General features: G+C 66.4%; 11 protein-coding genes and 2 pseudogenes. 6 read left to right on the top strand and 7 right to left on the bottom strand.

What is annotated here, in order from left to right:
- Positions 1–308: 308 nt before the first annotated feature.
- From GX543_RS17565 to GX543_RS17575, 3 genes are all read left to right on the top strand, one after another.
- On the top strand, positions 309–869 hold the full coding sequence (locus GX543_RS17565) for a methylated-DNA--[protein]-cysteine S-methyltransferase (protein WP_290853796.1): 561 nt from the start codon (positions 309–311) through the stop codon (positions 867–869).
- 82 nt (positions 870–951) lie between these two features.
- The gene (locus tag GX543_RS17570) at positions 952–2,034 is read left to right on the top strand and encodes a DNA recombination protein RmuC (protein WP_290853797.1); all 1,083 of its coding nucleotides are present in this window, start codon (positions 952–954) and stop codon (positions 2,032–2,034) included.
- 116 nt (positions 2,035–2,150) lie between these two features.
- The gene (locus GX543_RS17575) at positions 2,151–3,098 is read left to right on the top strand and encodes a DUF6542 domain-containing protein (RefSeq protein ID WP_290853799.1); all 948 of its coding nucleotides are present in this window, start codon (positions 2,151–2,153) and stop codon (positions 3,096–3,098) included.
- Positions 3,099–3,117: 19 nt separating this feature from the next.
- Here GX543_RS17575 and GX543_RS17580 read toward each other — a convergent pair whose 3' ends face one another.
- The 5 genes from GX543_RS17580 to GX543_RS17600 all read right to left on the bottom strand — a co-directional run bounded on the left by GX543_RS17580 (position 3,118) and on the right by GX543_RS17600 (position 7,880).
- On the bottom strand, positions 3,118–3,699 hold the full coding sequence (locus GX543_RS17580; protein WP_290853801.1) for a nucleosidase: 582 nt from the start codon (positions 3,697–3,699) through the stop codon (positions 3,118–3,120).
- Positions 3,696–4,667 carry an SDR family oxidoreductase gene (locus GX543_RS17585; RefSeq protein ID WP_290853802.1) on the bottom strand — a complete coding sequence of 324 codons (972 nt, stop codon included), beginning with the start codon at positions 4,665–4,667 and terminating at the stop codon, positions 3,696–3,698. The genes GX543_RS17580 and GX543_RS17585 overlap by 4 nt, the downstream gene beginning before the upstream one ends.
- A 69-nt stretch (positions 4,668–4,736) precedes the next feature.
- Positions 4,737–5,804 carry an N-acetylmuramoyl-L-alanine amidase gene (locus tag GX543_RS17590; protein WP_290853804.1) on the bottom strand — a complete coding sequence of 356 codons (1,068 nt, stop codon included), beginning with the start codon at positions 5,802–5,804 and terminating at the stop codon, positions 4,737–4,739.
- A gap of 148 nt (positions 5,805–5,952) precedes the next feature.
- On the bottom strand, positions 5,953–7,026 hold the full coding sequence (locus GX543_RS17595) for a GTP-binding protein (protein ID WP_366929090.1): 1,074 nt from the start codon (positions 7,024–7,026) through the stop codon (positions 5,953–5,955).
- The gene (locus GX543_RS17600; RefSeq protein ID WP_290853807.1) at positions 7,023–7,880 is read right to left on the bottom strand and encodes a rhodanese-related sulfurtransferase; all 858 of its coding nucleotides are present in this window, start codon (positions 7,878–7,880) and stop codon (positions 7,023–7,025) included. Before GX543_RS17600 ends, GX543_RS17595 begins: the two co-directional genes overlap by 4 nt.
- A gap of 1 nt (position 7,881) precedes the next feature.
- Here GX543_RS17600 and GX543_RS17605 point away from each other — a divergent pair, with 1 nt between their 5' ends.
- The 3 genes and pseudogenes from GX543_RS17605 to GX543_RS17615 form a co-directional block, all read left to right on the top strand.
- On the top strand, positions 7,882–8,664 hold the full coding sequence (locus GX543_RS17605) for a hypothetical protein (protein ID WP_290853808.1): 783 nt from the start codon (positions 7,882–7,884) through the stop codon (positions 8,662–8,664).
- A gap of 88 nt (positions 8,665–8,752) precedes the next feature.
- On the top strand, positions 8,753–9,085 hold the full coding sequence (locus tag GX543_RS17610; protein ID WP_290853809.1) for an Lsr2 family protein: 333 nt from the start codon (positions 8,753–8,755) through the stop codon (positions 9,083–9,085).
- Positions 9,086–9,244: 159 nt separating this feature from the next.
- Positions 9,245–10,702, top strand: a pseudogene (locus GX543_RS17615) (ABC transporter permease subunit); the annotation flags it as partial.
- Positions 10,703–10,842: 140 nt separating this feature from the next.
- Here GX543_RS17615 and GX543_RS17620 read toward each other — a convergent pair.
- Positions 10,843–11,145, bottom strand: coding sequence for a hypothetical protein (locus tag GX543_RS17620; protein WP_007321360.1), 303 nt, complete (start codon positions 11,143–11,145; stop codon positions 10,843–10,845).
- A gap of 12 nt (positions 11,146–11,157) precedes the next feature.
- Positions 11,158–11,424 (bottom strand): annotated as a pseudogene (locus GX543_RS17625) (cation-transporting P-type ATPase); the annotation flags it as partial.

The following is an 11,424-nucleotide window of genomic DNA, read 5'->3' on the forward strand; positions in this document are numbered from 1 at the left end:
CGCTTCCGCAGTCGTCGACGGCGAGTCCGGCGAATCGGCGTCCGATTCTACGGCTGGCTCTGGATTCTGGTCGCTCACGAGGCAATCTTCACACAGCCCTGCGACATTCGCGCGCAGTGGCACGCGCGGGGTCCCCGGCGACACCGGAAGCCGCTGCCTGTGGACAACGGTGGAACCGATTCGGCGTCGGCTGCGTCCAATCTACGAGTCGTTTCGCAGAGCGCACCGGCGACCGCTGGTCGGCGACGACTCGTGTCAGCGCTGTGCCGTCCGCGGCACTCGATCCACGACATCTCCAGGGGGACCTCATGACCGCTCAGCCCGTGCCGACCGATCCCACGCCGGCCGACCCGGTACCCGGGCTCGGCTGGACCACCGTCACGACGCCGGACGGACCGTTCACGATTCTCGTCGACGACGCCGAGACCGTGTTCGCGGCGGGATGGACGGAATCGCCGGACTACTTGGATGCGCTGATCTCGACGTCACTGCGCATCGACGGGCTGCACCAGCGCGCACCGGGCAGCGCTGCCGACGCGGTACTCGCCTACTACGACGGCGACTTCGGCGCCCCTTCCCGTATCGCGGTGCGGCAGGACGCCGGTCCGTTCATCCAGGAGTCGTGGGCCGCACTGCGTCGAGTCGCGCCGGGCCATCCCGTGACCTACGCGCGACTGGCTGAGCTCGCGGGCCGTCCCACCGCTGTCCGCGGCGCCGCCCAGTGCTGTGTTCGCAACGCTGCGGCCCTGTTCGTCCCGTGCCACCGAGTGACGCGTTCGGACGGCACCCTCGGTGGCTACCGCTATGGACTCGCGCTGAAGGCATTGCTGCTTGATCGGGAGGCGATCGACCTCGACGTCGCCGTCTGATCACGGCCGATCGGCGACGGCCAGACGTCGAACCGAGAATGGTCGAACCGAGAATGTCAGAGGCCTCCGCCATGATGTGCCCATGACACCCGCAGCGATCATCGGCCCGATCTGCCTCATCGTCGGGGCGCTCCTCGGCTGGTTGGCCCGTGGCGCGTCGCTCGCCGCGCACGCAGGCACCACGGCCGGCCCGGAGAGCGGACGGGTGGGAGCCGAAGTGGACCTCGTGGTCGGGCCGCTGCGCGACACCCTCGGACGGCTGTCGGAAGAGCTCCGCCGGAGCGAGGCCGGCCGCGTCCACGCGTATGCCGGGCTGGCCGAGCAGATGCGCGGTGTTCACGCCACCTCACGCCGCCTGCAGCAGCAGACCCACCAGCTCGCGGGCGCGCTCCATGCGCCTCAAGTTCGCGGCCGGTGGGGCGAGGTCCAGTTGGAGCGCGTCGTCGAGCTCTCCGGCATGTCGCGGCACTGCGACTTCTCGACGCAGGTGCACGGCCAGTCGGAGGCCGAGCGCGCCGTCCGCCCCGATCTGGTGGTGCAGTTGGCGGGCGGACGGCGGATCGTCGTCGACGCCAAGGTTCCGCTGCAGTCGTACATGGAGTCGACGTCCGCGGCGGTGGCCGACAACCGCGAACTGGTGGTCCGGCACGCCCAGGCCGTCCGTGCACACGTGACCGCACTTGCCGGAAAGAGCTACTGGTCGGCACAGCCGGTGTCGCCCGAGTTCGTGGTCTTGTTTCTACCGAACGACGGCGCATTGGAGTCGGCGCTGCGCGGCGACCCCGAACTCCTCGACTTCGCGTTCTCGCGCGACGTGGTGCTCGCTACCCCGAGCACGCTCATCGCACTGCTCCGGACGGTGGCGTTGGGCTGGCGTCAGTTCGCGCTGGCCGAAGACGCGGAGACCATCCATGCGCTCGGGAGACAGCTGTATCAGCGCATCGATCAGGTACTCGGCCACTTGGAGAAGACCGGTGCGTCGTTGCGGCGAGCAGTGGAGTCGTATAACTCCACTGTCGGAGCCATCGACTCGCGACTGGGTGTGACGGCACGAAAGCTGGCCGATCTCGAGGCGTTGTCCGGACCCGAGAATCGGTCGCCCCGGGTGGTCGAGGGGGTGCCGAACGTCGATTCCGTTGTGAGATCCATGTCACGCACATTGTGAAATTATCGAAACGCACAGGTTCGGATCACCGGGTTCGGACTTCTTGCCGGTACCGTTTAGATGTGTCTTCGCGCTTGCTAGCCGGCTCAGCCGTGCCCTCCGACGAGCGATCTGTCGTGCCCACCATCAAGGGTGTGCCGTGGTGGGGCGCTGTTCTCATCGGAGTCGGCGCCACGACGCTCGGTGCTTTCATCGATACCGTCATCCTCGACGATTCCTCGTCTGCGCTCGGTCGCGCCTTCAAGATCTGTTACATCCTCGGCTGCCTGTTGGCGGCGCTCGCGGTGCGCCAGCGCGCCTTGTTCACCGCCGCCGCACAACCGCCCCTCATCGCCTTCATCGTCGGCGTCGGGACGCTGTACACGCTGAATTCCGACAGCGCCGAGGGAATGAAATCCATCGTCCTGAAGGTCGTCCTGCCGATCGCCACCAGTTTCCCGTGGATCCTGCTGGCCTTCCTGCTGACGCTCGTCGTGGTCGGGGCCCGGTGGTTCCTCGCCAGGCCCAAGGGGCAGGCGCTCTTCGGCAAGGCCGCTCGAACCCGCACGGGTAGCGGCGGAAGCAACAGCACCAAGACAACAAGCACCAAGGCAGCGGCCGGCGCACAGAAAGCCGCCGGAACGACGGCCGCGGCAAAGAAGTCTGCTCCGAAGAAGTCTGCTTCCCGGCCGTCTGCGACAACCAGGCCTGCAACAACCAAGACCGCGGCAACCAAGACTGGCACCAGCAAGACCGCCGCACCTGCCAAGAAGGCCGCACGACCACCGCAGGCTCGACCCGACGCTGCGACCAACGCTCCGCAGCCTGCCCGGCGGGCCGCACCGCGCCCGTCCTCGCCGAGTGCACCGCCGGCTGCCACTCCCCGTTCGGCACCCGCACAGAAGCGCCCGGCGCCGGCCTCCGCGACCAGGCAGGCACCCGCGAGAAAGTCGGCAGAGACGCCGCGTCGCGCCGCTCCGCAGACCATCCCCGCGCGCGATCCCAAGGCGCCCCGCCGGACGGCAGGACAGATGCGCGACAACGGCGCGATCGAGGATCTGACGGCGGGAGCCGACGACCGCTAGCCGACAACAGGCACGTCACTCAACGCGCGAGTGACACCTGCTCGCCGAAGCCGGTGGCAGCCAGCCACTCCCCCAGTTGACGCGCTGCCGCATCGATCACCGACGGCCAGTCGAAGGATTCTTCGTCGGCGTTGTCACTGACCACCTTGACCAGTCGCACCGGCACACCGAATTCGGCGCAGACCGCGACGACGGCCGCGCCCTCCATGTCGACGAGATCAGCACGCTGTGCGAGCCGCGCGCGATGAACGGCGTCGGTGACGAACATGTCACCCGTGGCCAGAACAGATCCGTCGCCGTCCGGGATCTCCCACTCGTCCGGCTGGTGGTACCCCATCGCGGCCAACTCAACCGCGCTGATGTCGTGCTCGACGACCCGCGACGGAGTGAAGAGACCGACACGACCGTCGCGCAGGGCCCCCGACGTGCCGATGTTCACGACACGGCCGTAGTCACCGAGTGCGAGTCGCCGCGCCACGGCGCTGGCGGCGCGTACCTTCCCGATTCCGGTGATCAACAGTTCGGTGCCGGGCGGCACGTGCGCTGCTTCGGCCTTGGTCGCGGCGACCACCAGCACGCCGCCGGCGCGGATGGCGCTCATTCGGCGCGCTGCGAGGCAGCGGTCCCGGACCGGTCGGCGGCGGCATCGCCCAGACCGCTGAGCCGCGACAGATGGTCGAAGCGATTGTTGGCGATCCGCATGACGACCTCGTACGGGAACGCGAACTTGCGAGCCCACCAGTAGCCGAAGCGGATGTCGAACGAGGTGTAGACCATGTACTTGTTGCGCGTCACCCCGCGCAGGATCGCCGACGCCGCCTTCTCGGGCGTCACCGCGATCTTGTGGAAGCCGGCGATCTCCTTCTGGATCGCAGTGTTGCTCCGGTCGAGTCCGACGATGTCGACGGTCTCGACCAGCGGAGTCGCGACGCCGCCCGGGCAGACCAGTGACACCCCGATATGGTGACGACGGAGGTCGAACCGCAGCACCTCCGAGACGCCCCGGATGCCGAACTTGCTGGCGCTGTACGCGGCATGCCACGGCAGCGCGAGCAGGCCCGCAGCCGACGAGACGTTGACCAGGTGGCCGCCTTCTCCGCGGCGCACCATCGGCGGCACAAAGCACTCGATGATGTGGATCGGCCCCATCAGGTTGACGTCGACCAACTTCTTCCAGTGACGATGCTCCAAGTTCTCCACCGTGCCCCACGCGGAGATACCAGCAACGTTCATGACGACGTCCATGACGCCCACTTCGGCTTCGACTCCGCGCGCGAACGCCGCCACCCAGTCGTAGTCGGAGACGTCGCCCGCACTGTGGAAGAGGACCGTGCCGTGGGCGTCGATGATCTCGGCGACCACCTCGTCCAACGGACCCGCCTGCACGTCGGTCAGCACCAGCTCCGCGCCGGCCCGCGCCGCGGCGAGCGCCGTCGCCCGCCCGATGCCGCTGGCGGCTCCGGTGATCAGCACCTTGCGGTCGCGAAGCGATGGCACCGGTGTCGGCACCACGAACAGTTCGCGGATGGTCTTCAGTCTCGGAAGTTGCGGCAATGTCAGCAGACCCATGCATTCAGCCTAATGCGAAAACGCCAGGAGAAGCTCTCCTGGCGTTTCACGGGTCGAGGGCTGTCGACGTCAGATCGGCAGCTTGCCACCGAAGACCGCGTAGACGACGGCGAGGATCGCCTTGAGGACGTCAGCGGAGACGTCCTGCCCCTGTGTCATCAGGATCTTCTGCGCCTCCTGCGGGCTCTTGGCCTTGGCGAGTTGATCGATCAGCGGTCCGATCGCCTCAACGCCCGAGAGACCGGACAGATCGGGACTCGTCGACTCGGCCGGGGGCGCCGCGGGATCTGTCGGCTTGGCGTTCGGATCCGGTGCCGGTGCCGTCGGGTTGGCTGCCGAGGCCCGACCACCGAGGTAGTCGGTGATGCCGTCGGTGATGGCCACCGCGTACTTGGTGGCGCCCTGCGGCGTGGACAGCACAGCCGCATCGGCGGGGTCGGACAGGTTGCCCATCTCGATGAAGGCCAGCGGCACGCGCGTCAGGTTGGACCCGGCGATGTCCGGGCGGGTGACGACACCGTCGATCGCACCGCCGTAGTTGGCCGGCGCGATCCCGGCCTTCTTCAACGCGTCACGCACGGTGTTCGACGCCTTGCGCCCTTCACCGGCCTGCACCGCGTCGACCGCCTTGTCCGGGATCGGGAGGGTCGGAACGATCATGTGGAAGCCCGACTTACCGGGGTCGGCGCCCTGGCTCGTCGAGTCGGCGTGCAGGCTCACCGCCAGGTCGGCGCCCGACCTGCTGGCGGCTTCGGCGCGCTCGTCGACACACCCACCCCAGCCGGTGTCGTCCTTCCGGCTCATCAGGACCCGTGCACCCTTGCTTTCGAGTGCGGCCTTCACCAGCTGGGCGACCTCCCAGTTGATGGTGTGCTCGGTCTTGCCGCCGACGGCCGTGGTGCCGGTGGTCTGGCAGTCCTTGGTTCCACCGCGGCCGTCGTTGACCTGCTTGGACAGGTTCTGTCCAGCCGCGGACCCCTGGTGCCCGGGATCGAGGAAGACCGTCTTGCCGGTCAGGGCGCCCGCGGTGGGTGCGGCGTCGGTCGGCGAAGCGACGAGCACCCCGCCGATCAGCGCCGACGAAGCCAAGAGGGACGCCGCGACCATCACGCGACGCCGTACACGTACAGCAGCCATAGGTAGGTGGATGCACACCGGCCACGGGGCCGACGCACACCGCTCTCCTTCCGAATCCACATCATCTGTCACATAGAACACTTGCGTAACAGTCAACCAGTGGTTGAGGTGGGCCCGCAAACCCAGGCTCGGAACCAGCGGGGAATCGTTAGGTCGCTGTGACCAGATGTCGCGTCAAATGAAGGATGCCGTTGGTGTCGTCGGGGTCCGCGGGAACCACCACACCGTCCAGAGCCGCCCGCGCCTGCACCGGATCGAGACCGGCACCGATCACCACCAGCGACGTCCCACGCGACCTGCCGCGCCACGAGCCGGCTTCGACCCTGATGAAACCGCCGACCGACTGCACGACGTACGCGATGTCGCGATGCTCGGGCAGATCGACCAGCACCGTTCCCTTGATCCGATAGCTCCCCGCGGGCGGTCGTTCCAGGAACATCGCGAGGCGGCGGGGGTCGACCGCGGCATCTGTCTCGAGCGAGGCGGAGTCGAACGCGGCATGCAGGTGCCCGTGCCCGGCACCGCAACCGGAATCGGCGTCATGGTCGGCACCGTGGTCGGCGTCGGCCAGCATCAGTTCGTCGAAGGTCAGCTGGCGCGCACCGTCGTCGCGCATCCGTTGCTCGGCCGGATCGAAGAGCAGTTCCGGGTCGACGACCGCGTGGCTCACCGGCAGCACCGGTGCACTGGGGTTCACCGACCGAATCCGTTCCACCAGCGCCTCGACGTCGCCGGGCTCCCCCACCATGTCGACCTTGTTGCAGACCACCAGATCGGCGAGGGCCACATGCGACGACATCTGCGGGTGCTCGACGAGGGTGGCGTCGAAGTTCGCGCCGTCGACCAGGTAGACGAGGCCGCCGTACGCCACCCGCGCGCTCCGCGAAGCGAGCACCATGCGGATCAACGACTTCGGCTCGGCGATTCCGCTGGCCTCGATCAGGATCGCGTCGAGACCGGCCGCGGGGTCCGCCATCGCCTCGAGATTCTCGGCCAGACCCGTGGCGTCGGTGGTACAGCACATGCATCCGTTAGCCAGATTCATGGTGCCGCCGGATTGACCGGACACCAGCAGCGCGTCGATGTTGATCGATCCGAAATCGTTGACCATCACACCGATTCGACGGCCTCCGGCATAACGCAAGACGTGGTTCAGCAGCGTCGTCTTTCCAGCACCGAGGAAACCCGCTAGAACGACGACGGGCACCGTACCCCGAGTCACCGTTCCAGGCCCTCCTGGCAGTCGACACAAATGACGGCGAGGTCCCGACCGTCTCCGTCCGGGTAGTTAATGACCTCGCTGCTCGGCATTCCGCAAAGCGCACATTTGCCGATCACCGCCGGTCCGGCGCTGAAATCAACCTTCATCCGACTGTCGAACACGTACAGCGAACCCTCCCATAGCCCGGAGTCGCCGAACGCCTCGCCATATCGAACGATGCCACCGTCGAGTTGATAGACCTCGTCGAAACCCCGAGCCGCCATCAATGCGCTGAGCACCTCACAGCGAACACCGCCCGTGCAGTACGTCACGACGGGTCGGCCTTTCAGGTGGTCCAGGGCACCACTCTCGATCAGCGGAATGAAGTCGCGGGTGGAATTCACCTCGGGGACGACGGCATCTTTGAACCGGCCGATCTCCGCTTCAATCTGGTTGCGACCGTCGAGGAAGACGACGTCCTCACCCCGATCCTGGATCAACTCGTGCAGTTGTTCAGGGGCCAGTCGTCGGCCGCCACCGACCACACCCGAACCGTCGACATGGAGTTCATCGGGCGCGCCGAAGGTCACGATCTCGGGTCGCACTTTGACGCTCAACCGCGGGAAGTCGTCACCGGTACCGTCCGACCACTTGATATCCGCGGACTTGAAAGCCGGGTAGCTGCGGATAGCCCGCACGTACTTCTTGACATCGCGAATATCGCCACCCACTGTTGCATTGATGCCGTGGGATGACACGATGATCCTGCCGCGCAGTCCAGCGGCCTCACACACGCTCTGCTGCCACAACCGGATCGCCTCCGGGTCGGGCAGCGGCGTGAACACATAAAACAACACGATCTTGGGAGTCGCCACAGTGCAAGGGTACGGACCACGGAAGCGCCGCTTCCTCACTGCCCTGACGGGCGCCACCCTGGCCTGCTTTGCCGTCGTGGCGCTGCCCGCCTGCTCACTGCTGGAGATCGACGAGACACCCAGTCCGATCGTGATTCCCGAGACCGACGCACCGATCACCGAGTCGCTTCCGTCCTCGGTGGCTCCAACCTCTGCGCAACGCTCCACCGGCGCCACCGGACCGGCCTCGCCCTGGAGTTTCCAGCGGGTCATCAAGGCCGCACCCAGGGCGAGCAATTCCCAGTTCCAGATCGGCGCGACCTCAGAATCTGGAGACCGCTCGGAAGTCTCGGGTTATCACTTCTCCACCGAGGATCGCTCCGTCCGATGCTCCACTGGAAACAACGGCGCGAATACCCTCGCCTGCGTTGGCACCGAACTGAAGGACGCCCGTCGTCCCGCGGACAGCGATTCCAGCAAGTGCGACTGGCAACCCGACTACGCGACGCTCGACGCCAACGGGGCGACCGCGGGCGCATGTGCGAATAGCTATCCCGTGTTATTCCGGTCTCGAATCCTCCCCTCCGGGTCGTCGCTCACCATCGATCGTTTCGCGTGCCTGGCCGATAAAGGTGACCTCTACTGCATCGAGTCGAGCTCAGGTAAAGGATTCGCGATCACCGCTGATGGATTCGAGCAGATCCGTTCTGATGAGCGGGCACCTCGAGCATTGTTGGGACTGACCACCGAGAACGAATCCTCCACAGAGCGGACACCTTCTTCCGACGTGGCACCTACCAGGTGAATACGTGTATTCTCACTCGGAGAATAGCCTTCCCCAAAAATAGTGCGATTCCAAAACGCTCGCACTGCCGACTTAAGGATCCGCCTCCATGGCCAAGAAGACCGTCATCCAGATCGTCGACGACATCGACGGCGCAGAACTCGACGAATACGAAACCGTTCGCTGGAGCCTCGACGGCAAGAGCTACGAGTTCGACACCTCGCCCGAGCACGCCGAAGAGTTCCGCAATCACGTCGCGACCTATGTGGCTGCATCACGATCGACCGGAGGACGCCAGGCCGGACGGCGCCAGGCAGCAACGGGACGCAGCGCCAACAACACTCGGGCCGTCCGCCAGTGGGCTTCGGAGAACGGTTACACCGTCAGCGACCGCGGACGAATCCCCGCCGACATCGTCGCAGCCTATGAGGCCGCAAACTAGACACGTCTCGACAAATCGGGCGTTCCGGATCTTTCCGGGACGCCCGTTTTGTTTCTCGACCTTTACTTGACCATTACCTCGGGCGTTCCCTAGGCAGTATTTTCTCCAGCGTCATTTTAATTGCGGAGTTTCGGATCAAGCCGATTACGCTTGCCTATCATGACTCTGCTTTCCGCAGCTCGGCGCTGGTTGCCGCTCCTGGTCGCCGCCCTCGCGATCGCGTTGCTCGCGTCGTGCTCGAGTTCGTCGTCGAGCGACGACACCGGCCTCTGCGCACCGCCCGGCGTCGAGTCCGCCTCGACGGCTCCGACCAATCTCGCAAGTGCCGCTCAGGCGCCGGACCGGTTCACCACGCCGACCTCGACGCCGCTCGATCAGATCGACGTCTCGCAGTTGCAGTTGGTGAAACCGGGGACGATCACCGTCGGAACTCTGTCGGACGCCCCGCCGAGCATCTGCGTGAACTCCAAGCAACAGTTCACCGGCATGGACAACGAGATGTTGAAGGCCATCGCCGACAGACTCGGGCTCAAGGTCGAGTTCGTCGGCACGGAGTTCTCCGGTCTCCTGGCCCAGGTGGCGAGCCACCGGTTCGACGTCGGCTCGTCGTCGATCACGACCACCGACGAGCGGCGCGACACCGTCGACTTCACCAACGGCTACGACTTCGGCTACTTCGCGCTCGCCGGCGCCGGAGGCGGCAAGATCCGCAGCTTCGGCGATCTCAACGCCGGCACCCGAATCGGTGTCGTCCAAGGCACGGTGCAAGACGACTACGTCACCAACACCTTGAAGCTGACACCGGTGAAGTTTCCCGACTACGCCACCGCCTACGCGAACCTGAAGTCCGGCCAGATCGACGCCTGGGTGGCGCCCAGCCAGCAGGCCGAGGGAACCGTTCAGGCCTCCGACGGCATCGAGATCCTGGAGAACACCTTCAGCATCAACAACTTCACCGCCTGGGCCGTGGCCCGCGACAACCCGAGGCTGGCCGAAGCGCTGAACAGCGGCCTCGATGCAATCATCGCCGACGGCACGTGGGCCCGGCTCTACAGCGACTGGGCCCCGCGTCCGCTGCCCGACGGGTGGAAGCCCGGTTCCAAGGCCGCGCCCATGCCCGACCTTCCGGACTTCGAGGCCATCGCCGAGCGCAACGCCGCCAAGCCGCACGAGAACGCGTCCGACGCAGCCCCCAAGAGCACGTGGACCCAGCTCCGCGAGACCTTCTTGAACGGCGAGCAGTTCCGCAAAGCCCTCCCCGAGCTCATCACGACGGGCTTGCCGAACACCCTGAAGATCTCGCTGGCCTCCGGCATCATCGGCACCGTTCTCGGCATGCTCCTCGCGGTCGCCGGCATCTCCCGGTCCCGTTGGCTCCGCTGGCCCGCCCGGGTCTACACCGACATCTTCCGAGGCCTGCCCGCGGTCGTGGTGATCCTGATCGTCGGCCTCGGCTTCGGTCCGATCGTCAAGGACCTCACCGGGGGCAATCCGTTCTGGCTCGGGTCCATCGCGCTCGGACTCCTCGCCGCGGCGTACATCGGCGAGATCTTCCGCTCCGGCATCCAGAGCGTCGAATCGGGTCAGATGGAGGCCGCGCGCGCACTCGGCTTCTCGTAGCGCATGCCTGGGTTGTAGCACCCGTTGTCAGTGTCGGCGCGCTCTACAGCACAACGTTGACGACAATCCTGGCTGGTTTTCGATGAAAGCGGCTCTTCCTGCGCTGAGCGTCGGTGCGATGATCGCGTGCTCCACCCTCATAGAGGCGCATCGAGTACTTCGCGCAGCTGATCGACGGTGGGCGAACCAGCCAGCCCGGCAGGAGTGCGGAACACTCGACAGGCAAGCCCCACCGGCGTGTGCTCGTCGGCGAAGGGGTCGGAGCCGTCAATGAGGACGGTCGGGGACCCGTGGAACCCGAGGCGGGCGGCGTCCTCGGCAGTCTCGACTCGCTGATGCACGACGCGGACGTCCGATCGGCCGTCGAGGGCCTCGGTGAGCCGCCGGTCGAGCACCTCCCAGTTCGGGCACCCGTCGAAGTACTGCAACGTGATCTCCATGATCCACTCCTCTCAGTCTCTGTCCGCGCGGACCGTGGCCGGTGAAGCCGTCTCAGGCGACACAGCCGCCGCCGGGCGCTTGGCACGCGCGGCGCGCAGCCCGTTGGCGATGACGACGAGCTCGGCGACCTCGTGGACGAGGACGACCGCGGCCAGGCCGAGCACGCCGGTGATGGCCAGCGGCAGCAGCACGGTGATGATCGCCAGGGACAGCACGATGTTCTGGTTCATGATCGCCCGGCCGCGGCGGGCGTGCCGCAGCGCCTGCGGGATCAGGCC

Source organism: Gordonia sp. (in: high G+C Gram-positive bacteria) (assembly GCF_012515855.1).
In the GTDB taxonomy this organism is placed as follows: domain Bacteria; phylum Actinomycetota; class Actinomycetes; order Mycobacteriales; family Mycobacteriaceae; genus Gordonia.